Origin of the sequence: Ktedonosporobacter rubrisoli (genome assembly GCF_004208415.1) — a bacterium.
GTDB classification, from domain to species: domain Bacteria; phylum Chloroflexota; class Ktedonobacteria; order Ktedonobacterales; family Ktedonobacteraceae; genus Ktedonosporobacter; species Ktedonosporobacter rubrisoli.
Window position 1 is genome coordinate 7,205,116 of the sequence record NZ_CP035758.1, and the last position, 22,860, is coordinate 7,227,975.

Below are 22,860 nucleotides of genomic sequence, written 5' to 3' on the forward strand. Positions count from 1 at the left end.
AATTGTGATGGGCAGAGGCAAGATCACCTGTTCTGGGTGACCGCGCTCAAGGATAGTATACAATTTAGAGTGCACTCTAAGTCAAGTCGTTGGAAAGCCACAAGAATCGCTCTAACATTGACAAGCCTCTGGCCCGCTCCTCTGGCAATGAGCAAAAGAGCGAGCCAGCTGAACCATTGGGAATTAAGAACACTTGATCCCGGCATCAATGCGCTCGATCTGACCCTTGCCAGGCCCCGCGCCAAAGCCAAAGTTTGAGACATACAGATTGCCGTCAGGCCCAAAGGTCATAGCGGTAGGAAAGTTCAGGCCCGAGGCGACGGTATCCAGCTTGCCTCCAGAAGCGATGCGCACGATCCGGCCCGCACCCGGGGCTGGCATAGATTTGCCCACAGTATTCTCCAGAGCATACATCTGGCCCTTACAGTCAAAGGAGAGCCCTAGAACAGTGGTCAGGCCATTTGTCTCATCGCTCACCTGTCCGGAAGGCGTAATCTTAAGAATTTTTGCTGAGCCTTGTTGAATAGGGAACAATCCCAGATTCCCGACATAAAAATCGCCATTATGGAACGCGACGGCAGTAGGCACGCTATGCCCCTGGCTGGCGGAAATATCGGCAATCCGGCTAATCGTACCATTAGTCTCGATTCTGTCCAGCTCACCATGATTCGGCTCGACAGCATATAATCGGCCGTTCTCCTGGATCATACTATACCAGGTGCCATCGGGCTCAAAGTCATCGGCGCTGGGTTTCTTGACAAGGTGAGTCTGAATGAAGTGGCTGAGATCGGCAATTTGCTGCCAGGTATGCTGCTGACCATTGACGCGAAAAACTCCATTTGTCTCTTGCGGTGAGCCATGCGAACAACCCCCGCCCGAAAGCAGCGCGTAGAGCGTGTCGCCGACAAAGGCTACGGCCGAAACGCCGAGAATCTCGCCGCCCGTCTTAGGGTTAGATTTAGCGGATGGCAGCTTGTCTATCACAGTTGAGCGCGCGCCAGAAGGGCTAATCTTTGAGATGCGCGAGGTCATTCCTCCCGTATAAGGCCCAACAGGAGCTGGCACCTGTGTACATTTGCCGTTAGCCGAGTTCGTTCCTCCCTCGCCGGCTTCAGCCACATAGAGGTTGCCATCAGGCCCAAAGGCCAGGCCACGTGGATTATCCAGACCGCTGGCAAAAGTCGAAATGCGGCTCGCGGTCTCGCTTAACGCCTGGCTCTGAGCGTAGGCAGTCGCGGCCATACATGGTGCCAATAACAGCAGGACCAGTGCTAATCCTCCAAAGACGATAAGTTGCCAGAAAGTGCGCAACATGTCGATGCCTCCTTCCCAACTATACATACACTATCCAGGTCCCGACATCCTTGCCACAAGAATCTTGGAGAATGCGTACCCCTTTCTATCACCTATGCTATTTGCAGCGTTGTAGAACACAACTCCACGAATGAACTATAAACGATATGCAGCATCATTTTTAGGGGAAAAGATTCTCTACAATAGAGCAAAAGAGAGAAAGACCTGTTACTATATTCTGGGCCATTCTCTCTTGTACAACGTCTGTAGAGCGAAGTTTAAGGGCAGGAGAAAAATTTTGTTAGTATAGAAGATATTCTGTGAAATCACAGACAGGACGATAGCCAATCTTTTGATAGATGCTGTTTGAGATGGGGTTAGACAAATCAGTAAAAAGGCTGCACCACTGCCAGCCACTCTTCAATAGCAGCTCGCTAAGGGCGGCCACACAATTAGAGGCATAGCCCTTACCGCGCAAGGCTGGTGGCGTATAGACAAGAGAGATGCTGATGCCGTGCGCTAGCGGGCGCGTCTTAGCGGCCATGGTAACGTACTGACCTGTGGGCAGTTGCCATAGATAAACTTCACGCTTCGCCACACGCGCGCTGGCTTCCTGGGCAAGAGATTCGGCTTTCTCTTTAGGCAGAGCCTCCTGATAAAATGCCTGCATCCAGCCGTCGACCAGTTCCAGATCCTTTTCCTCTGCCAGCTGCAAATGACCCGGGACGCGGGAAGGCGGCAGAACCTGGCGCAGTTCAAAGACGCGATGGCTCATCTCCTCACGGTACGGCTTCCCGCTTTGCTTTTGCCAGGCGCGGGCAAAGCTCTCAGCGGTTTGCGCCGGTCCCAGTACTCCAGGCACTGACCAGTTATGCTTGTGCAAATCAGCCACAATAAGTGCGCTTGCCGCCTCTTCGTCCACGCCATCAACGCTGGCAATAACGAGATTGCGGGGAGGTGTCATGCAGACTGCAAGGCATCCATCATGCTCATCTTCCACGCTGGCCAGGAATGGAGGATTACGTCTATCCTTCGCATCGCGCAACCCAAAAGAAAGGCTCATCCTCACATTAAATGAGCTTGGTTACTTGAACCGCTGTAAAGTTTTCTGATAGACTCTCATCGATGGTTGTGTGTTGTTACGTTGCAAGGAGAACATCATCGATGAGCCAGACAGACCCCACTTCGCCCTTTTTACCTCTGCCAGAAGGGGTGAGCATCACCTCTGTTGAGGAAGACGCAACCAGTGTCTTGGTTCACATTGCTTGCCATCACCCATGCGCGCTCTGTCCAGGCTGTAGCTGTTCATCTGATCGGATACACGGAGCCTATGTCAGGACCGTGGCGGATCTGCCAGCTGGGGGTCGGCGCGTCATTTTGAAGCTGAGAGTGCGCCGCTTTGTCTGTCCCACATCCACTTGCTCACACAGCATATTTACGGAGCGCCTCGATTCTCTGGTGCATTCCTATGCTCGCATGACCAATCGGCTTTCAGAGACCCTCCAGACACTTGGATTTGCCACCTGCGGAGAACTGGGAGAGCGTCTTGCACCCAAACTGGGGATGCAGGTTTCTGGACCAACATTGTTGCGCAGGATGCGAGCACGCATCTACACCCCACCTACGTCTGTGCCCATTGTTGGGATCGACGATTGGGCGTGGAAGAAAGGTATGACCTATGGCACGCTGGTCGTAGACCTCCAAAGTCGTCGCCCGATTGAACTCTTAGAAGATCGCAGCGCCCAAACAGCGGAAACCTGGCTGAGATCGCATCCAGAGATTACATTGGTCAGCCGTGATCGAGGGGGAGATTATGCGGCAGCAGCCAAACGTGGTGCTCCACAAGCCGAGCAGGTGGCCGACAAATTCCATTTGCTGAAAAACCTTCGAGAGAGGATCAAGGAGGTAATGGACCGGAGACACTCCTGTTTACCCCACGAGGCTTCAACCAGGGCTGATGCGATCCCTGCTCGCGCACGAGGGATCAAAGGATCACCCACCAAGGAGTCAGTTCCCCCATCTGTCGAGGTGGCAGATGAAAAACACTATCGAACGATCCCGCCGACCCCCTATTGGCGACCCCCGCCAGACAATTCTCGACAATTACACCGGCAGGCACGACGGGAGAGGCGCTATGGCTTGTATGAAGAAGTACGAAGGCTGAACACGCTTGGGATTGGCGTTCGTGCCATCGCTCGACAGTTGAAGGTGTGCCGCGAGGTCGTTCGTCGTTTTCTCAAAGCTGAAGAGTATCCTGAAATGGCCTCACACCGAAGAGGACCACGGGGCAGCATGCTGGATCAGTACAAGCCCTACATCCGGGAGCGTTGGGAACAGGGCTGTAGAAACAGTGTTCAGCTTTACGATGAGATCAAAGCTCGTGGCTATACCGGGTCAACATCTCTGCTCAGAAATTTTCTTGCCAGTGTTCGCAAGCAATACAAGGCAGCGAGAGCAGTGGAAGTAGTACATCAGGCTTTAACCCCTCCCATCGAAACTTCGGCTTCGCCTCCTCCCCAACCCCTGGTGAAACGTCGAATGTCTCCCACGCGGGCTTCCTGGCTTCTTGTCAGTCGATCAGAAAAACTGGATGAACAGCAACGCAAGTACGTTGAGCAAATCCGAGAAGGTCATCCCGATCTGGAAACAGCCTACCAATTAGGGCAACAATTTGTCATGATGCTGGCCGAGCATCGAGACAGGGATCTGGATGCATGGCTTCAGACCGCTGAACAAAGCATCCTTCCCGAATTCCGCAAGATGGCGAGGGGAATTCGTCTCGATTATGCAGCCGTCCGTGCCGCATTTTCGAGCATCTGGAGTAATGGTCAGGTCGAGGCGCAGGTCAATTGCCTCAAACTTCAGAAGCGGATCGTCTTCGGACGAGCAAACTTCGATCTCCTGCGGCTGCGCGTCCTCTGCCGGGTTTAGCCCTCGGCGTTCCGTTTCTACACACCCTCCCTCGTTGTACTCCCTCAAGAGAGTTCTTTTCTCACAATCAACCAAGCTCATTTAATGTGAGGATGAGCCAAAAGAAATACCCAGCAACAAATTATTGCGCACTTCTTGCTTCTCTAGTCTGGCTTGCACCTGCTGGAGAAAAGGCGCAGCCTCTTGATAAGTAGTTAGCAGCATAAATGTGTTCTCCTCCCTGTAAAGCGTCAGGACGGCTTCACGCCCCAGATGCGCTGAGAATAGGCTACCGCGCAGAAATCGGGGGCCTGCATTTCGGCCATAGCACGCTCATAGAGCACCTCCAGCTCTGCGGAAGTGCCAAGCTGGCAGCTTACCAGGAAGGGCTGAATCAGCTTCAGCATTGTGCGGCAATCGTCGTAAATGGCTTCGTGCGCCGGTTGGCCAGCCGAATAGTTGAGGATATGTGCCTCCTGCCCAATATCCTGGAAACCAGCCTCCTGCAATAAACGGGCCTGAACAGCGGTAATCCCAATCTGCGAGCCCTCGGGCGAAAAGCATTGGCCGGCCAGGCGCATAGCCTTGACCATTAGATTGCAATAATGCGAGAACGAAGGGCTGGAAGAGGCGCCAACATTTTCAACCTCGGTACTGCATACGATCCCGCCCGGTCGCAGGAGTCGATAGCATTCGCGAAAGAAGGGCGGCCAGGTGGCCGTAGACATAAAACCCATGATCAGCCGCGAATGTACCACGTCAAAGGTTGCCTCGGGAAAATCAAGTCCGGAGCGAGCATCCATAGCACGGAAACGCGTATTCAAAAGTTCGCGTTCGCGCGCCATATGCTGCGCATAGGCCAGCATAATCTTGCTGACATCAACGCCTGTCACCCAACATTCTGGATAACGCTCAGCTACGGAGAGCACCCATTCACCGGGGCCGCAGCCGATGTCAAGGATAGATTGCTTCTGCGAGAGATCAAGGTTGGCGGGAAAAAGTCCTTGCTGCTGAGTAGCTATGCGGGCCTGCTTGACCAGGCGCGCCATCTCGGCCATATTTTCGGCTTCAATTGGATAATGTGCCTCTTGCTCAGGCTGGGGAGCTGGCATCCTGCAATCTCCTTTTTAGCATCTTTTCACAGTACAATGCTTAGCTTACACATTTTTAGTGAACGAGACAAGCCTTTCCTCAATCACTTTCTCCCGATATTGCCCACCCTTGACAAGTTCAGTTTTTGGGGCTACTATTTTATCATTGTGTCATAATTATGACACAATAGCACAAGAGGTCAAAGATGGCTATCTGGTTACACATCGATATGCACAATGGCATACCCATTTATGTGCAATTGATACAACAGATCAAGCATGCAATTGAAGTTGGTAGACTTATGCCGGGAGACTCTTTACCAACGGTACGCGAACTAGCTAATGAGCTAGCGATTGCGCCCAATACCATTGTCAAAGCCTATAACGAGCTACAGCGCACGGGCCTGATCGAAAGTCGTCCTGGCAGGGGAACTACAGTTGTTGGTCAAATTGAAGAAACTTTGCGCATACAGAAGCGCAAAGCACTTATCGAGCGCCTGCATACCCTGGTACTTGATGCTAATAGTCTGGATATGAGCACCCAGGAGCTACGAACTCATTTCGAGCACGCAGTTCAGCAATTTATGTCTGAATTGCCGAAGCGGAAGGAGAAGTCATGAATAATTTCGCAGTCAATGCTGATACAGCCTTTCCTAGAGCTGATAGCCAGGCAGCCATCGAAATAGACAATCTTACGGTTAGCTATGGTAGCAATCAGATACTCAGAGGTTTAAACCTGCAGGTACCTCGCGGCTCGATCTACGGCTTGCTTGGCGCCAATGGAGCCGGCAAAACAACTTTAATAAAGACTCTACTTGGTATCAGGACACCTGATAAGGGCCACGTAAGAGTACTGGGCTTTGAGGCAGTCAAACAGCGCCAGGAGATTAGTGCCCGCGTTGGCTACGTCAGTGAATCCAGCAACTTCTACGAGTATCTGAACGTCAAGGAGCTCTGCTTGCTCTGCCGCAAGACCCAGCGGCATTGGAATCAGGACAAGGTAGATCACTATCTACAGCTATTTGCCTTACCTGGCAAGAAAACGTTGAGGAAGTTCTCAAAAGGCATGAAGACGCAGCTCGCTCTTTGCCTATCCCTTGGTAACGAGCCTGATCTGCTCCTACTCGACGAGCCTACAGAGGGATTGGACCCGCTCGCGCGTGAGGTTTTCTTAAATATACTGATTAACGAGGTGGCGGCCAGTGGTACGACGATCTTTTTCTCGTCGCATGTGATACCAGAGATCGCAGCTATTGCTGATCATGTAGCAATCGTCTATGAGGGAAAGATAGTACTCAGCGACGAACTCGATAATCTACGCTCCTCTCACAAGATACTCCTTCTCGCCTATTCAGAGAAGTTGCCGGAACAGGAGATAGAAGCGTTGCAAAACTTACCAGGTGTACTGCGACTTGAGCAAGAGGGTCGCCATATACGCTTGAGGGTTAAGAGCGATGTACATACTGTACTCGTCAAGTCCATCAAGGCTCGACCTTATGAGTTGCGTGATATAGAGATAGTCCCGGCTCGCCTGGATCACATCCTGCTCGATTACCTGAAAGGAGGTGTACAATGATCAGAAAAGAATTGTTGGAGGTCCGCTGGAAGTTTTTCATCCTGGGACCGCTCATTCTGCTGGTTGCCGGTATGAATGTATCGCCCTACACGCCTTTCGGTACTTCTGCTGTGAGCAACCTTAATGCTTATGTCTGGCAACAATGGTTCTGGATAGGTGGTCCCGGCTTGTTGGGCTTTATGGCAGCTTTTCTGGGCAGTGGTCTTATCGCCGGTGAAGTGAATAAAGGAACTCTCTATTTCCTCCTCACCAGGCCCATCAGCCGCAAACGCATTCTACTTACCAAGTATGCCACAAGTATGGCTATACTCCTTATACTTGCGCTGACGGCCAGCATCGTTATTGATGGAATATGTCTCCTGCTAGGACACCCGCAGGAGATGCTAAACCTGCTGATCGCAACCGGGCTGCTCTGGCTGAGCACGCTTTTCCCTCTCAGCCTTTCTTTACTCTTCTCGGTTATCTCGACCGAGAGCTCTCGGCCTTTGATCTACTCTCTGCTCTTTATACTTACGCTTGCAGCGTTGCCACCCTTGCTGCTCAGGGATCAGAACTGGAGCCTGTGGCACTATTGGAGTAGTCGAGAGGTCTATCTAGGGAATGGATTTCCTCTTAAAGAGTATCTTGTCTGCCTTCTTACGGCAGTCCTTCCTCTCCTGGGAGCACTGATAGCCTTTGGCAGGAGAAAGTATTAAGTGGAAATTGGCAGAATGAAATGGCACTATAGCATGTAAGACATTTGATAGTTTCACAGGCAAATTCGGATGAATAATGAAGATGTGGCTCTCATTCCTATACTTCCAAGCTTCGGCAACTAGCAGCTGATAGTAGCTTGGAGGGTCAGGATCTAAGGCCTGATCATTCATAGGGACAACCTTTTGTCCGTATTTAATGACCAGAAAATAGGACTTTATGTAGAAAAATATGAAGTTCGATTACATAACTTTTGCAGACGTCATCTCGTTAGTTCGACATGTTGGCCTTATGTAAATACAAATTTATGCGCCAATGCCTAAATAAACGCAGCAAATACACCCTATCACTATAGATAAATTATTAGCTTTAACCTGAAAGTACGAAAGGATCTAAAGATATGTCAACTAAGACAAAGGGAATTCTAGCATTTTTACTCCTGGCCTTCGGCCTGACCTGGCTCAACTGGGGACTAGGTTGGCTGCTTGGCTTTTCGGTAGAGGACCCGATGTTCACGCTGATTTGCCTACCCGCCCTTTTCACACCAGCGATCGCTACCATTATTGTAAGACGTTGGATCACCCGGGAAGGATTTCAGGATGCAGGACTTCAACTAAACTTCAAAAGGGGCTGGTTTTATTATCCCCTGGCTGGAGCCCTGCGCTTGTCCACATATATACTCATCGTAGTATTGGCAGTTCTGTTCAAGTTTTTACAGCCTTCATTCTCTCTGTCAGGCATGACAGTCATACCTTTCTTCAACCTCCATCTGCAAGTATGGCAAGCGTTTCTCCTTCTATTGCTCTTGACTCCGCTTATGATGCCGGTTTTTTGGGGCGAAGAGTTTGGCTGGAGAGGCTACTTGCAGGTACGCTTATTCAGTAACCGTCCCATACTGGCAGCTATTACCACAGGCCTGATCTGGGGCATCTGGCACTATCCGCTCCTCTTTCATGGCTATGCTGGTTATACAAATATCGTAGTCTCGCTAGCAACTTACACTGGCCAGACAATTCTCCTCTCCTTCATTTACGGTTGGCTGCGTCTACGTAGTGGAAGCGTCTGGCCTGGCTGTCTTTACCATGCTACTAACAACCTCTTTTACGGTCAATTTTTCATGCCCTTGTTCATAGGTAAAGGTAAACTCGATCCTACTACCTGGGATATGCTCTCATGGATTTTCCTTGGTCTGATCGCTCTCGGCCTGATCATTAGCGGTCAGCTCCGGGCTAAAAATCCTGCCTAACGCTGGACCTGAGGAACTGTCGTCATGCCGACAGTTCCTCAAAGTAAAGAGAAGGATTTCACAAAGATCAGTTCATCCAGCTTCATTTAGAGTAGCCAAAAAAAGAAGTCACCTGTCCTCGGGTAGTTTGCTTAACCATTCCTTAAGGACAGGTGGCAGTTTCTGATGTAACTTTTGTCTCCTGTGAAAAGTGCCCGGGAGCCGAAGCAGGCAACGGTTACTCCACTACCGCAGCCTCTTCCTCAAGCTCATCGGCGCGCACTTCGCGCAAATCTTCGGGCCGATCCAAACGATCAAGGAAAAGAACGCCGTCCAGATGATCGATCTCGTGCTGAAGGACGCGCGCGAACCAGCCCTCGGCCGGCACACGGATCGGCTTACCGCGTACATCCTGCCCCTTGACCAGAACCTTGCTTGCGCGCCGAATATTCTCGCCAACATAGCCAGGAATGCTCAGGCAGCCCTCGGTTCCAACCTCCTCGCCTTCTGCCTTGACGATCTCAGGGTTGAAGACGGCTACCTTGTGATCTTCGTATGCGGCCACAAACACGCGGATTGACTGTGCGATCTGCGGAGCTGCTAATCCTACGCCGTTAGCCGCATACATAGTTTCAAACATATCATCTACAAGCTTTTGGAGAGATGGATCGAAGCGATGAACCTTCTTTGCTTTGCGCCGTAGAATAGGGTTTTCTGTAGTAATGATCTTACGAATTGACATAATTTTCTCTTGCCCCTGCGCGACCTCGAAAAACTCAGGGCCTTGCCCTGACAAACTCCGAGCCAATAAAAGTGAGCCAGCACAAATAGCGCTTACGCAGCAATTTTGCCAGGCTCTGCTACCAAAAATCTACTCGGAACCGGTGAAACAACACCTTGACGGATGCTATAATTGCCTTATATCGTATCATATAAAATATACTAAGCGCAAATATGGTAGAAATTATCGAGGTTGTCATAGCTTATAGCGAGCAGCATGGCCTTCTCCCTGACCACAGTAAGATCGTGGTAGCTGTTTCGGGAGGGGCCGATTCGTTATGTCTCCTTCACCTGCTGCACAGCCTCTGTGGTCCAGGCAAGCGTTTCCCAACTGTACGATTACACGTCGCACACCTCAATCACCAATTGCGTGGCGAGGAAGGAGCACGCGACGCAGCTGCCGTGGCAAATCTGGCCGCAGCCTGGGATTTACCTGCCACTATTGGGGCGATTGATGTGCCAGCCCTGGCTCAGCAAGAGCGCCGGTCACTGGAAGAGGCAGCGCGCGAGGCTCGCTATCGCTTCTTACGCCAGGTTGCCCAGGAGCTCACGGAAAGTGGAGGCGAGACACTGATAGCCGTAGCGCACCATATGGACGATCAAGTTGAGACTCTTCTGCTCCACTGGCTGCGTGGCGGCGGCCTCGCCAGCATGATCGGCTTGCAGCCCAGGCAGCGAGATATTATTCGTCCGCTGCTCTGCCTTAGCCGCGCCGATACTCAGGCCTATTGCCGTGAGCATGGCCTGACGCCCATGGAAGACAGCAGCAACACCGATCCCCGCTTTCTACGCAATCGCCTCCGCCATGAGCTCTTACCCCTGCTAGAATCGCTAAATCCCGGCATTCGCGCTACTTTATTACGCAATGCCGAGGTAATGCAGGCCGACCTGGCCTTGATAGAGGAGCAAGTAGAGCATTCCTGGCCGAGAGTTGTAAGCTTCGAGCAGAGCGCATGCATCGGTCTGCGTTGCTCGGAGCTGCAGGCCTTGCCGCTTAGCTTGCAACGACATCTGCTGCGACGCGTAACGGCTCGCCTGAGCGCTGGCCAGTCTCCTCTAGAGCTGCGGCACTATCGCTTGATCGAGCAACTCGCGCAGCGCAAGGAAAGCGCCGAAGAGATGATGTTACATCTACCTCAACACCTGCGTGTGAGGCGTAAGGGCGATACATTACTATTTACACGAGACGATGATTACCAGAAGCAGCCGAGCGCAAAGGAAGAGCCTATAGAGGTGACCCTGCCAATCCCTGGCCAACATAAGGTGCCTGGCACATCCTTGATAGCCTGCGCCGAGATTGTAGCGGAGGCCGTGACGCGCCAGGTAGTTGACGCGCTGGCATATGGGAATTGGAACGAGGTGTGGCACATACTTGCGCCAACACGTTATGTAGTATATATCGATGGCGGAAGCGTGGGTCATACTTTGCATGTGCGCACCAGACGCCCGGGTGATCGTATTCGACTGCTCGGTATGGCCAGGGAGAAAAAAGTGCAGGATGTGCTCGTCGATAAGCACATAGCACGCGCCGAACGCGAGCAGATCCCGCTCTTCTTTTCCGCAAAACACTGCATCTGGCTGGCAGGCGTTCAGGTCGATGATCGGGTGCGCCTGACCGAGCAAACGCGCCATATTGTGCGCTTATCCATCAGGCCAATGGAGCCGGACTATTAAAGTAGACAGAGCCATATCTGGGGCAAACTATTTAGCATCAGGCCCAGCGATGCCCACTGGAAGCGCTCTAACAGAGAGGTACACATGCACAAAGACATTTGCGAGATCCTGATCTCCGAGGAACAGATACGCACCAAAGTTGCGGAACTTGGTCAACAGATCTCTGAACATTACCAGGGCAAGAATCTGCTCTTGCTAGGCACGCTGAAGGGAGCTGTCCCCTTTATCGCAGATCTAGCGCGCGCAATTCATGTTCCCCTGGAGCTCGATTATATGGCAGTGGCCAGCTATGGCGATAGCACAGTGTCCAGCGGGATTGTGCGTATCACAAAGGATCTGGAAGGCCCGATTGATCACAAACATGTCTTAATTATCGAGGATATTATTGATAGTGGCCTCACCCTGCACTATTTGATAGATCTACTGAGGCGGCGCAATCCGCTAAGCCTGCGTATCTGTGCTCTCTTAACCAAGGATCGAAAACGGCTTCAGGAGATCGAGTGCGACTATGTGGGCTTCCATATTCCTGACCGTTTCGTCGTCGGCTATGGGCTTGATTACGCGCAGCGCTACCGCAACCTTCCTTATGTCGGTATTCTGAAGCCATCAGTCTATGAAGGCAGCCAGAAACCACAGACGGAACATCAAAGCCCGGCAGAACGCTAAACACGTTGCCCCTTCCCTCCTGTGCTACAATGTCTCTAATCGATCATAAACTAGTGTTCTGTCAAGGTTGACGTGATGGGGAAACCAGCAGAATGGTCAAGGGAGCGCAGCGATCGAGCTGACGCGCCGCGATCTGGTGGATTGGCACACTCCTCTCACGACTTCTGATAAAGCACTAGCTAACAGTACGAGATTTGCAGGCACAGGAGAGAAGTTTTGATGACATCGGTCGGCGTCATTGGCAGCGGTGCATGGGGCACGACATTAGCTCTTATGTTGGGTAAGAAGGGCGTGGCAACTACGCTCTGGGAACATCGGGACGAACGCGCTCTTGAAATACAGCGGCGCCGCGAGAATAGCCTGTTTCTGGCGGGCTTTCGTCTGCCTGCAATGGTGCAGGTAACCGCAGACATCGCGGAAGCTACTCACAATAAAGATATCCTCTTGCTGGTAACTCCTTCACAGCGCATGCGTGAGAATATGCGCATTCTCGCTCCTCATTTAGACAAAGAGACGCTTCTGGTCAATGCAAGTAAAGGTATTGAGATGAGCAGCCTTAAGTGTATGACCGAGGTAATTGTCGAAGAGGTACCGACAGCCCGGCAGCGGATCGCGGCGTTAAGCGGCCCTAATCTCTCGCGCGAGGTAGCTGAAGAGAAACCAACAGCCGCCGTCGTGGCTTCACACAATGATGAGGTAGCTGTACGCATAAGGGATCTACTGACGACAAGCTATTTTCGGGTCTATACAGCTCACGATGTCACCGGTATTGAGTTGGCCGGGGCGCTCAAGAATATCATCGCCATTGGGGCCGGCATCAACGATGGCCTGGGCTATGGCGAGAATGCCAAGGCGGCTTTTATCACGCGCGGTCTGGCTGAGATTGCGCGCCTGGGCATGGCCGCCGGCGCCAATCCACTCACCTTTGCTGGCCTGGCCGGCGTCGGCGACCTGATCGCGACTTGTGCCAGCCCTCTAAGTCGCAATATGCAGCTTGGTAAGCGCCTGGCCGGCGGAGAGCGCCTGGAAGCGATCTTGAGCTCCACGCACTCGGTGGCTGAAGGTGTCTCTACTACACGGGCCGCTCTGCAACTGGCTGCGCGCTACGGCGTAGAAATGCCCATTGCCCAACAGATGAGCCAGGTTCTCTTTGCCGGGCTCGACCCGCGCAAAGCCGTCTCGGAACTTATGATGCGCGATCCCAAAGGGGAATTGGAAGGCATCGTGCATGCTAACATTGGCTTGCGCTGATACCGTTTCTAAAATGTATAGTTATCCTAAGCTATCCTCACCTATCAAGAGCATATTCGTTACCCACACGCGTCTAGCATGATAGCCGTGGGATACGAAGAATGGAGCGTGACAGAATGAGTCCAGCCGTTGATATACATTTTTGCTGCGTCATGCAGGCAAGCCCGTGGGCTTCTCGCCGGAAACCGTAGCGGCGATCCCGCCAGCATATAGCAGACGGGGTTGACATGGTTTTCTTGTATCTGGGGATGATGAATCCTCATCAAGCGTTTTTGTCGTTGGGCTTCTTTGAGCCAGGCAGCGCCAAGCCGCGCGATGTTGAGTGAGGCCGCGTAGTCTCGCGATCCACTCCATCCACAATGGTGACACCACAGCCAGGCTCCCCAGGCAATGACCTTGCCCAGATGCTCGGATGATGTGTACGTCTGGGCAGGCTTTCCACAACGAGGGCACGTGTGCGAGGTGGCACGTGGTTGCTGCCATTCGAGGTGCATCCCCGTCATGAAACATTTATACTTCAAGACGCGCCAGATCTCGCCACGCACCTGTGTATTGTTTCGCCAATTCCGCCAGCGCCCCTTCGTATCGCGCCCTCTTCCTTGTGATTTCATCGATTTGAGTGATTCACCTACAATCAGCGAACAGCCCGTTACCGCCGCCAACAGCAGCAAAACATTGGCCGCCAGATGGGCCAGATCGTGATTGCGGTTCTCGTACTTCTTCCAACACAGCGATATCTCTCTGCGCCACCTCTTCAGCTTTCTCTGGCACACTTCACGCCTTGCATCTCCTTCTTTGAGGCGGCTCAGGTGGGCTTCTTGCCTAGCTACTGCCGCTTTGAGCTGATCAATCTGCTGTCTGGTACGTGCCTGTTCCCCGTCAAAACACCCGGTGCCCAGAAAAAAAGGACGGGTGAGCTGATGCCCCTCTAGATCAATCACACTCATGGTGAGCAGGGTTCTGACTCCCCAATCAAATCCGAGAATGGTGTTCATCTCTGGCGGTTCTGGCTCTTCTTCGACGAGCACTTCAACAATGAGATCCAGGACCGCATAGCGTGTTCCATCTGGTTCTTTGATCTCACGCAAGACTGGCGCTTGCGTGCTCCCTTGTTCCATCTTCGCCACAACGTAGTCTGGGATGGGAAGTCGGATCTGTCGATCACGCCACCCACGCCCCCAGTTTCCCTGGGCATCAGGAGTGCGCAAAGAGAGCCGGATCTGCTTCTGCTTGAGGTCCACCGCCATCCTATATGCCTGCCCCATGGTTGCCCCATCGTCTCCTGCATAGGGAAGTTGTGCAGCTTGCATGAGAGGAATCGGTTGCATCTCTTCATAGGTGTCTGGGAAAGAGCCATTTTTCAAGGAGAAGTTGCAGGCTTGCTCAATCAGACTGCGCAGCTCGACGTAGTTTCCCCCATCTGCATCGCTCTGTGTGAGGGCTTCAAGTGCTTGTTTGATCGTTGGGGAATGTTTGCGTGGGCGTGCTGACTCGGATTTTGGCATGATCATCCCTTGGGTCAGGATCGGCTGAATGAGCGCGAATTGCTGTTTGCGTTTGGCCTGTGCACGCAGAACTCTGCCAGCTTGTTCCGCCTCACAGCGAAACTGGCGACTTCCATGCGTCTGAGAGGAGACCATCATGGCTTCAATCTGTTTGTAGGCGTACTTATTGGAACGCACGATAAATTCATCTAAACGCGGCCAGAGGACGGTGATGAGGTGGTTGGTGGCCTCACGCGAGAGATCGAGCAAGCGCAGTGCCTCCACCTGCGCGTCGTCTGGAAGGCGCAGCGGATAACTCAGGGACTGTTTCAGTTGTTGTGTGCCCATATCGTGGCCCTTGTCTCAAACACCGGTTCTTTACCACTAGAAGATACCATCCCCTTTCTCCCTTCGTCAAGCACTTTGTGAGAGACTTCTGACCCTTCAGAAAATAGGACATCATTGTAGATAGTTGTACTTTTTGCCTCACTGTTAAAAACCCTGCATCTGCAAAGTTTTCCGTGTACACAGAGCAGGGCATTCCGAGGAAATGGCGCTCTCCGCGTTTGTTTTCTTGCTGAACAGGCAACACGACAGACGAGGGACTTATTTTTCCTGCACGGCGCCGAGGACTTCGGCGGCCAACCGTTCCATCTGCTCAGCCTCATCAAAGAGCGAGTTGAGCTGAATTAGCTCGGCTCCCGCGTCTGCGATCTCACGTAGTCCCTCGATGCAGGCTGCAGGCGGTCCATAAACGGCAACTGCGATCTTGTCGGCAGAGCCATAGATCTGCTTGAGTCCTGCCTCAACCCGTTCGCGCGCTCGGGCGGCATTGTCATCAACGACAATATAGACGCGCTTGGCAATCTTGAACGGCTTATCAGGCTTTATTTCGGCTTGCGCCTCGCGCAGTATCTTGACCTGCTGAGCAAACTGCGCAGTAGTAGAGCTGCCGGCCCCAAAGAAGCCATCGCCATAGCTGAGTGCACGGCGTACTGCAGCCGGGTGACTGGCCCCTATCCAGAGCGGTGGGTAAGGCTTCTGAAAGGGTTTGGGCCCGACCATCGCGTTATCGAGCTGCCAGAAGCGACCGCTGAAGGTAATGCGTGGCTCGGTCCAGCAGGCCTTCATCAGGCGCAATCCTTCGGTGAAACGCGCAACGAGGCTGGTAGGATCAACCTCAAATGCCGAGAACATTCTACCTTTGCCGCCAGTGCCAACACCGACCTCGACGCGCCCATGACTGATCTGATCAAGCGTGCTGATACTTTTGGCGAGGTGGATAGGATTGTGCAAAGGGCTGACGAAGACTGCACAGCCCAGACGCAACCGTGTAGTGCAAGCTGCGGCAAAGGCCATGAGTTCGAGCGGGGACAGAGCTCCGGGGCCAATAATCGATTCCTGGGTCCAGGCACTGTGAAAGCCGAGAGCCTCAGCTCGGGCCAGGTAGTCGCGCAACCCGGCGGGATCAAATGTACCGTCAGCAAAGCGCTGAGGTATGGAAATAGCGAATTGCATAGTAGCCTCCTATTCGAGATTTAGCTGCACTTTTTAACCGAATGCTCGTAGCACATCTCCATGTACCATTTTTTTACTCTTACAGATTTGAGTATACTTCCTCCGCACAGCCTCTGTCGAAGTGGCGGGACACTTATATAACTTTCGCGAAGGGTAAAACTGTGCAGTTGCACACGCTGGCAATATTGACTCCTTTTGCGCGGACACAATTAAAGCCAGTCCCGGCCTGGCGGCATCTACAATTGAGCTAAGCATGCTGGCAGCCTATAGATGAAAACGTTGGTTAGGATAGAGAAGTTGCATAAAGCAATGGTTAGTGTAGAGAAGTTGGGGAAAGTGTGGGAAAGTATTTGCCACTCGCCGGAAAAAGGTGCTACAATAAACTTGTCTCATCGGATGAGGCCTGAAGAAAGACTAAGAATACTATGAAAACATGCCCAACCAGGACACGAACGTGACAATAAAGCAAATCGAAGTACGAGCAAGCTCCGAGCAGTACGATGTGCATGCTCGCCAGCTTATTCGCGAGATAACCCGGTTACCCATACACCATCTTCCGTCCCTCGCAGGCATTTCGGCCAGTACTCCCCCTCTTCATATTCGCACAGCACAGCTTTACCGGCTTTTTGGAGATTTTCCGGTAAATCAGTTAGATCGGCTCATTAATCAGTTACTGATTGACCCATTAGTGCAGGAGGCTCATATTTTATCCAGTATAGAATATGAGCCTTCTGTACATATTGTGGATGTTTTTTTTCATCCCGGCGTAACTGATACTCTTGCCGAAAGTGTGCTGTCGGGGGCACAGATGCTCGATATCGCTGGCTTGCAGCGGGTCGAGACGGGACGACGCTATCTACTTGATGGACGCTTGCGCGAGAGCGAGGCCCATGCACTCGCTAAAGCATTGCTCTACAATCCAGTAATTCAGCGCTATACTTTGCATCCCGCTCAGCAGACCGAGCAAGCGAGAGCAGCCGTAGAGGAAAGCCCACTGCCCACGCAAGAGATTGAGAGCGGCAATTATGCTACGACAGTCCCGCTTAGCACAATGAGCGATGAGCAATTGTTAGAGGTGAGCAGGGCTGGCCTCTTAGCCTTAAATTTAGATGAGATGCGCGCGATCCAACGCCATTATCAGGGACAGGGGCGCGAGCCTACCGATGTGGAGCTAGAGACCCTGGCGCAAACCTGGTCAGAACATTGCTCGCACAAAACATTTAAGGCCTCCATCGAGTACCGCGAGATAGATCAGCACGGCAACGTGTTAGCAAGCGAGAGCATTCCTGGACTGCTCAAGCATTATCTCATGAGCGCAACTGAACAAGTTCAGCGAGCTGACCTGGTTTCGGCATTCAAAGATAACGCGGGCATTGTGCGCTTCACAGAGACGCAAGATATCGCCTTCAAGGTCGAGACGCACAACCATCCTTCGGCGATTGAGCCATTCGGTGGCGCCAACACCGGTGTGGGTGGCGTCATTCGCGATGTGCTCGGCGTCTCTGCTTATCCCCTTGCCTGTACCGATATTTTATGCTTTGGTCCGCCCGATACGCCTGTCGATAAGCTGGCCACTGGTGTTCTTCCTCCCGATCGTATTGCTAGCGGGGTGGTGAACGGCGTACGCGACTATGGCAATAAGATGGGTATCCCAACCGTTAACGGCGCGATCCTCTATCATTCTGGCTATATTTATAATCCGCTGGTCTTCTGTGGGTGTCTGGGCATTCTGCCTCACGGCAGTCATCCCGACCAGATTCAGCCAGGAGATCTTATCGTCGTGCTGGGTGGACGTACCGGGCGCGATGGCGTGCACGGTGCTACCTTCTCTTCAGGCGAGATGAGCAGCGAGATCAATGCTCAGGCCGGCAGCGCCGTACAGATCGGTGCCCCCATAACCGAAAAAAAGGTGACCGACGTCATCATCCAGGCACGCGACCGCCAGCTCTATCACGCGATTACCGATTGTGGGGCCGGCGGCTTTTCCTCAGCGGTTGGTGAGATGGGAGCCCGTACGGGAGCCCGCGTAGAGCTGGCCAACGCTCCCCTCAAGTACCAGGGATTGGCTCCCTGGGAGATCTGGCTCTCAGAAGCTCAGGAACGCATGGTTCTGGCGGTGCCACCAGAGCATCTTGAGGAGCTGCGCGCTATCTGCGCCATCGAGGAAGTTGAGCTCAGCGTGCTTGGCAGCTTTACCGACGATCAGCGCCTTACCGTCAACTCCAAGGGACAGACCGTCGCCAACATTGAGATGGAATTCCTGCATCACGGCATTCCTAGCCGCCACTTAGAGGCAGTTTGGAGCAGCAAGCCCGCCCAGACAGATGGTCGCGATACTGAAGGCTACCTGAAGAACGATGACCTCGCGCAATCGATAAGCGTCTCGCTGGCCCCCACACTGCTTGCGCTGCTGCGCCATCCCGACATCAGTTCAAAGGAAGAAGTTGTGCGGCGCTACGACCACGAGGTACAGGGCGCAACCGTCTTAAAGCCTCTAGTCGGACGCGCGGGCAACGGCCCAGGCGATGCCGCCGTGCTACAGCCAATTCTTGAAGAAGCGACCCAGGCCAGCATCATCCTATCCAACGGCATCAACCCGCTCTACGGCAAGATTGATCCCTATCATATGGCTCTTAATGCCGTCGACGAGGCCTTACGCAACCTTACGGCCGTGGGTGGCGATATTACGCGCGCCTCGATCCTTGATAATTTTTGCTGGGGCAATCCCAACGATCCCGCGCAACTGGGCACACTTGTGCGCGCCGTCAAGGGCTGCCATGACGCGGCCATCGGCTTCGGTACTCCCTTTATCTCGGGCAAAGATAGCCTTAACAACGAATATCGCGCGCAGGGAGAGCGCTTGCCCGTCATCCCCACCCTCCTGATCTCAGCAGTTGGGATAATCGATAACGCGGCCCAGACCGTAGATATGAGCTTGAAGACGCCGGGCAATCTGCTCTATCTCGTGGGAACTACGCGCGACGAACTGGCCGGCTCGCATTATGCCGAAGTTGTCGATCCAGCCTCCTTTGAACAGCTCTTCCCTGCGACTGCGGTACCCCAGGTCGACATCCCGCACGCCAGTGCGACGATGAAAGCACTGGGCGAGGCGATACGCAAGGGTATGATACGAGCTTGCCATGATCTTTCAGAAGGCGGCTTCGCACTGGCTGCGGCCGAGATGTCGCTGGCCAGCCTGCTTGGCGTTACCATCGACGTCGGGCGCATTCCGCTTGCCCAGTCTGGCGACATTCAGCGCAGCGCGCAAAATATCGTACGTCTGTTTAGCGAATCGCCCTCGCGCTTCCTGGTCGAGATTGCGCCAGAGCAGTTGGGGGCCTTTGAGAAACACATGCGCACTCACGAGATCCACGATATCCATTATGTCGGGACCGTCGCCAAAACTGCTAGCTTTATTGTGCAGGATGGCGAGGAAGAGTTGATTAACCTGAGCGTTGAAGAGCTCCAGGAAGCCTGGAAGGGAGGGCAGCTATGATACGTGCGCTCGTATTGCGTGCTCCCGGTATCAACTGTGATCGCGAGACGGCCCACGCCTGCCAGTTGGCCGGATTTACAGCCGATCTGGTCCATATTAATCAGCTTATCAAAGATCCAGAAAGGCTGCTAGATTATCGCTTTCTAGCTCTCCCCGGCGGCTTCTCCTACGGCGATGACCTGGGAGCCGGCACGCTTCTGGCCCGCAAATTGATGATTTATCTTGGCGAGCAATTGCGGCGCTTTATCGAGGAGGGCCGTCCCGTCCTGGGCGTCTGCAATGGCTTCCAGGTTCTTGTAAAATCCGGGCTGCTGGCCGGGACTATAGAGGAAGGGAAAAGAGCTCCGGCCACCTTAACTGAGAACGCCCTGGCGCAGTTTGAGTGCCGCTGGATCGCCTTGACGCCCCAACCCAGCGCCTGTATCTTTACGCGCGGCCTCGAATATCCTATCGAGCTGCCGGTCGCCCACGGCGAAGGCCAGTTTGTCTTCAAGGGCAACATTGCGGAGTTGCAGACAAAAGGCCAGGTTCCGCTCGTCTACGCCAGCAGGGCAGGCTATAGCGGTCATCCAGGCGCAGCCGAACAGTCAGTCGTCTATCCCGATAATCCCAATGGCTCGCCCGGCAACATCGCGGCAATCTGCAACCAGGAAGGCAACGTGCTAGGCTTGATGCCTCACCCCGAGCGCTACGTCCAGGCCTTTCAGCATCCTCAGCGTCGCGCGCTGAGTGGAGGCGAGGGCGACGGGCTCCTGATCTTTAAGAACGCATATACATACGCCAGCGAACTGACGCTCAATCATAAGCGCTCCTACGCAACTGGCAAGTCGACCGGGACCTCGGCCTATGCAGCCAGCGGCGTCAACATCGATGCCGCCGACCTGGCCAAGCGCATGATGCAGAAAGCGGTACAAGAGACCCAGGGCTCCGACGTGCTGGCAGGTGTAGGAGCATTCGCGGGCATCCTGGATGCCCAGAAAATCCAGAAGATGCGCAGGCCAGCCCTTGCCGCTTCGACCGATGGTGTGGGCACGAAGACCTTGCTTGCGGCGCAGGCTGGACGCTTCGATACCATTGGTCACGACATTGTGAACCATTGCGTCAATGACTTGCTTGTCCAGGGAGGTCAGCCCCTCTTCTTTATGGACTATCTGGCCGTGAGCAAGCTTGATCCAGTACCTGCCGCGCGCATCGTCAAGAGTGTAGCCGAGGCCTGTAAGGAAGCCGGTTGCACGCTGCTAGGAGGCGAGACCGCCGAGATGCCAGATGTCTATATGCCCGGGGCCTTCGACCTGGCCGGAACCATCGTGGGACTGGTTGAGCAAGAAGAAATCATCAATGGCTCAACGATCTGTGCCGGAGATGTGTTGCTGGGCCTGCCATCCAGCGGATTGCACACCAACGGCTATTCGCTGGCTCGTCACGTCTTTGCTTCATTTCCTCCGGACGCTATCTTTCCCGAGCTGGGTGAATCGCTGGCAGATGCTTTACTGCGACCCCATCGCAGCTATCTGCGCGAGATCACGCTACTACGGGAGTATCTGGCGGATCGTGGCCGCTTTATCAAAGGTATGGCCCATATTACTGGCGGTGGCTTTGAGGGAAATATCTCGCGTATTCTCCCTGCCGGCACTCAGGCTGTCATCGAAACCGGCGCCTGGGAAGTGCCTGCAATCTTCAAGCTGCTTGCCCGTCTGGGCCATGTCGAGCGCGAAGAACAGTACCGCACGCTCAATATGGGCATCGGTATGGTTATAGCGCTCTCCCCCAAGGGAGCGTTAGACGCGCGCTGTGTATTACCCGAACTACTCTCTGTTGGCTACATTACAGAGGGCGAGGGAGTCGTATTGCGTTAAACGGATAACAAAGCAACTCATACTGTCATTGCGTTTCAAGCCATGTACGCGTCTGACGTGTGATCCACCAAAGCCTGACATGTCAAAGTAGAACCTCATGTTCCATGAGACTGGCTAGCTGAGGACCTGGAGCAAGCACGTAGACAAGTCATGGTCGATGACGTGGGGCAACCTCGTGAGGTGCGCTAGTGGTCTATCAAGGTTGAAGTGAGAAGTGAAAGCAGTGGGATTGTCAAGGGGGCGCCGCGAGCGCGCGGATCGCTGCTCTTGACTTGGGGATATCTGTCCCTACGCCGCAGGCGGCGCACTCCTCTCACGACGTCTGACAAAGCGCTAGTGGTCTATCAAGGTTGCTGTGAGGAGTGGAATCAGTGGGATTGTCAAGGGGGCGCCGCGACCTAGCGGATTGCAGCCCTAGACCTGGGGCTTGGGGCTGCGCCCCATTCCCCCTTTCCCTCCGCCGCCGGCAGGCGGCGCACTCCTCTCACGACGTCTGACAAAGTGCTAGCCTGGTATGAGCCAAAAACTTTTGAAAGGGTCGGATTTTTTTCGATAAAGGAACTTCTGAACAATGAGCGAGAATAAAGCACTCGGTGCCTTGTTAGCCGAAGGAAAAACCAAACAGATCTATGCCAATCCCGGCGATGAGACCTTAGCCTACATGGTCAATAAAGATGCGATCACGGCGGGCGACGGCGAGCGCCGCAACGAACTTGTGGGCAAGTCCCGCTGGAGCACAGTCACAACCGCTAATGTGTTCCGCCTGCTCAATGAAGCCGGTCTGGCCACCCATTTCGTGCAGCAAATAGATGATACAACGCTGCTGGTGCGCCGCTGTACAATGCTACCTGTCGAGCAGGTGCAGAGACGAATCGCTACAGGTTCTTATCTTAAGCGCAACCCGGGTATCAACGAGGGGACACGCTTCGAACCAGTGTTGGTTGAGACCTTCCTCAAAGACGATGCCCGCCACGATCCACAGATCTGGGAGCAAGATATCATCAATATGGGGCAGGCGACCGCTGAAGAGATTGAGTGGATGGCAGAACAAGGCCGCCGCGTCTTCGAGGTCCTGGAGCGCGCCTGGGCCAGTGTGGATGTTACCCTGGTTGATCTCAAGATCGAGTTTGGCCGCGACCAGGCTGGCAAGTTGATGGTTGCCGACGTCATCGATAACGACAGCTGGCGTCTGTGGCCCGGTGGCGATAAGACCCGCATGCTTGACAAGCAGGTATACCGTAATTTGAAAAATGTCACGGCCGAAGAATTGCAGGGTGTGGCTGATCGCTATGCGCTGGTAGCTGATCTAACTGGTAAGTTGCATGTGTAGAGATGAGCTTTAGCGTA

At 53.5% G+C, this 22,860-nt stretch carries 18 protein-coding genes; 11 read left to right on the forward strand and 7 right to left on the reverse strand.

Annotation, left to right across the window (positions count from 1 at the left end):
- Positions 1–183: 183 nt before the first annotated feature.
- Both EPA93_RS31305 and EPA93_RS31310 read right to left on the reverse strand, forming a co-directional pair.
- Complete coding sequence (locus EPA93_RS31305; RefSeq protein WP_165423510.1) at positions 184–1,314, reverse strand: ScyD/ScyE family protein; 1,131 nt, start codon at positions 1,312–1,314, stop codon at positions 184–186.
- A 280-nt stretch (positions 1,315–1,594) separates the two neighbouring features.
- Entirely contained in the window at positions 1,595–2,356 is a 762-nt protein-coding gene (locus EPA93_RS31310) for a GNAT family N-acetyltransferase (protein WP_129891291.1), read from the reverse strand.
- A gap of 101 nt (positions 2,357–2,457) precedes the next feature.
- On the opposite strand from EPA93_RS31310, the gene EPA93_RS31315 reads away from it, so the two are divergent.
- Positions 2,458–4,224, forward strand: coding sequence for an ISL3 family transposase (locus EPA93_RS31315; RefSeq protein ID WP_165422819.1), 1,767 nt, complete (start codon positions 2,458–2,460; stop codon positions 4,222–4,224).
- Between the two features lie 81 nt (positions 4,225–4,305).
- On the opposite strand, the gene EPA93_RS50505 is transcribed toward EPA93_RS31315, so the two are convergent.
- Together EPA93_RS50505 and EPA93_RS31320 are read right to left on the reverse strand one after the other, a co-directional pair.
- A complete protein-coding gene (locus tag EPA93_RS50505) occupies positions 4,306–4,428 on the reverse strand; it encodes a hypothetical protein (protein ID WP_277988680.1) in 123 nt (40 codons plus the stop codon).
- A gap of 26 nt (positions 4,429–4,454) precedes the next feature.
- Positions 4,455–5,315: a class I SAM-dependent methyltransferase gene (locus EPA93_RS31320; protein ID WP_129891292.1), complete on the reverse strand. Its 861-nt coding sequence runs from the start codon at positions 5,313–5,315 to the stop codon at positions 4,455–4,457.
- A gap of 185 nt (positions 5,316–5,500) precedes the next feature.
- Here EPA93_RS31320 and EPA93_RS31325 point away from each other — a divergent pair, with 185 nt between their 5' ends.
- From EPA93_RS31325 to EPA93_RS31340, 4 genes are all read left to right on the forward strand, one after another.
- Positions 5,501–5,914: a GntR family transcriptional regulator gene (locus tag EPA93_RS31325; RefSeq protein ID WP_129891293.1), complete on the forward strand. Its 414-nt coding sequence runs from the start codon at positions 5,501–5,503 to the stop codon at positions 5,912–5,914.
- A complete protein-coding gene (locus EPA93_RS31330; protein WP_129891294.1) occupies positions 5,911–6,870 on the forward strand; it encodes an ABC transporter ATP-binding protein in 960 nt (319 codons plus the stop codon). The genes EPA93_RS31325 and EPA93_RS31330 overlap by 4 nt, the downstream gene beginning before the upstream one ends.
- On the forward strand, positions 6,867–7,565 hold the full coding sequence (locus tag EPA93_RS31335) for an ABC transporter permease (RefSeq protein WP_129891295.1): 699 nt from the start codon (positions 6,867–6,869) through the stop codon (positions 7,563–7,565). The genes EPA93_RS31330 and EPA93_RS31335 overlap by 4 nt, the downstream gene beginning before the upstream one ends.
- Before the next feature lie 398 nt (positions 7,566–7,963).
- Positions 7,964–8,809: a CPBP family intramembrane glutamic endopeptidase gene (locus EPA93_RS31340; protein ID WP_129891296.1), complete on the forward strand. Its 846-nt coding sequence runs from the start codon at positions 7,964–7,966 to the stop codon at positions 8,807–8,809.
- Positions 8,810–9,026: 217 nt separating this feature from the next.
- Here the strand turns inward: EPA93_RS31340 and def are convergent, their stop codons facing one another.
- Complete coding sequence (def, locus tag EPA93_RS31345) at positions 9,027–9,530, reverse strand: peptide deformylase (protein WP_129891297.1); 504 nt, start codon at positions 9,528–9,530, stop codon at positions 9,027–9,029.
- 212 nt (positions 9,531–9,742) lie between these two features.
- On the opposite strand from def, the gene tilS reads away from it, so the two are divergent.
- The 3 genes from tilS to EPA93_RS31360 all read left to right on the forward strand — a co-directional run bounded on the left by tilS (position 9,743) and on the right by EPA93_RS31360 (position 13,159).
- A complete protein-coding gene (tilS, locus tag EPA93_RS31350; protein WP_129891298.1) occupies positions 9,743–11,242 on the forward strand; it encodes a tRNA lysidine(34) synthetase TilS in 1,500 nt (499 codons plus the stop codon).
- A gap of 84 nt (positions 11,243–11,326) precedes the next feature.
- Positions 11,327–11,908, forward strand: coding sequence for a hypoxanthine phosphoribosyltransferase (gene hpt / locus EPA93_RS31355; protein ID WP_129891299.1), 582 nt, complete (start codon positions 11,327–11,329; stop codon positions 11,906–11,908).
- A gap of 219 nt (positions 11,909–12,127) precedes the next feature.
- Positions 12,128–13,159 carry an NAD(P)H-dependent glycerol-3-phosphate dehydrogenase gene (locus EPA93_RS31360; protein ID WP_207229687.1) on the forward strand — a complete coding sequence of 344 codons (1,032 nt, stop codon included), beginning with the start codon at positions 12,128–12,130 and terminating at the stop codon, positions 13,157–13,159.
- Between the two features lie 59 nt (positions 13,160–13,218).
- Here EPA93_RS31360 and EPA93_RS31365 read toward each other — a convergent pair whose 3' ends face one another.
- Both EPA93_RS31365 and EPA93_RS31370 read right to left on the reverse strand, forming a co-directional pair.
- Complete coding sequence (locus tag EPA93_RS31365; protein WP_129891301.1) at positions 13,219–14,991, reverse strand: zinc ribbon domain-containing protein; 1,773 nt, start codon at positions 14,989–14,991, stop codon at positions 13,219–13,221.
- 258 nt (positions 14,992–15,249) lie between these two features.
- Entirely contained in the window at positions 15,250–16,161 is a 912-nt protein-coding gene (locus EPA93_RS31370) for an LLM class flavin-dependent oxidoreductase (RefSeq protein WP_129891302.1), read from the reverse strand.
- 454 nt (positions 16,162–16,615) lie between these two features.
- Here EPA93_RS31370 and purL point away from each other — a divergent pair, with 454 nt between their 5' ends.
- From purL to EPA93_RS31385, 3 genes are all read left to right on the forward strand, one after another.
- The gene (gene purL, locus EPA93_RS31375) at positions 16,616–19,657 is read left to right on the forward strand and encodes a phosphoribosylformylglycinamidine synthase subunit PurL (protein ID WP_165423511.1); all 3,042 of its coding nucleotides are present in this window, start codon (positions 16,616–16,618) and stop codon (positions 19,655–19,657) included.
- Complete coding sequence (gene purM, locus EPA93_RS31380; protein WP_129891304.1) at positions 19,654–21,513, forward strand: phosphoribosylformylglycinamidine cyclo-ligase; 1,860 nt, start codon at positions 19,654–19,656, stop codon at positions 21,511–21,513. The genes purL and purM overlap by 4 nt, the downstream gene beginning before the upstream one ends.
- A gap of 571 nt (positions 21,514–22,084) precedes the next feature.
- A complete protein-coding gene (locus tag EPA93_RS31385; protein ID WP_129891305.1) occupies positions 22,085–22,843 on the forward strand; it encodes a phosphoribosylaminoimidazolesuccinocarboxamide synthase in 759 nt (252 codons plus the stop codon).
- Positions 22,844–22,860: the final 17 nt, after the last annotated feature.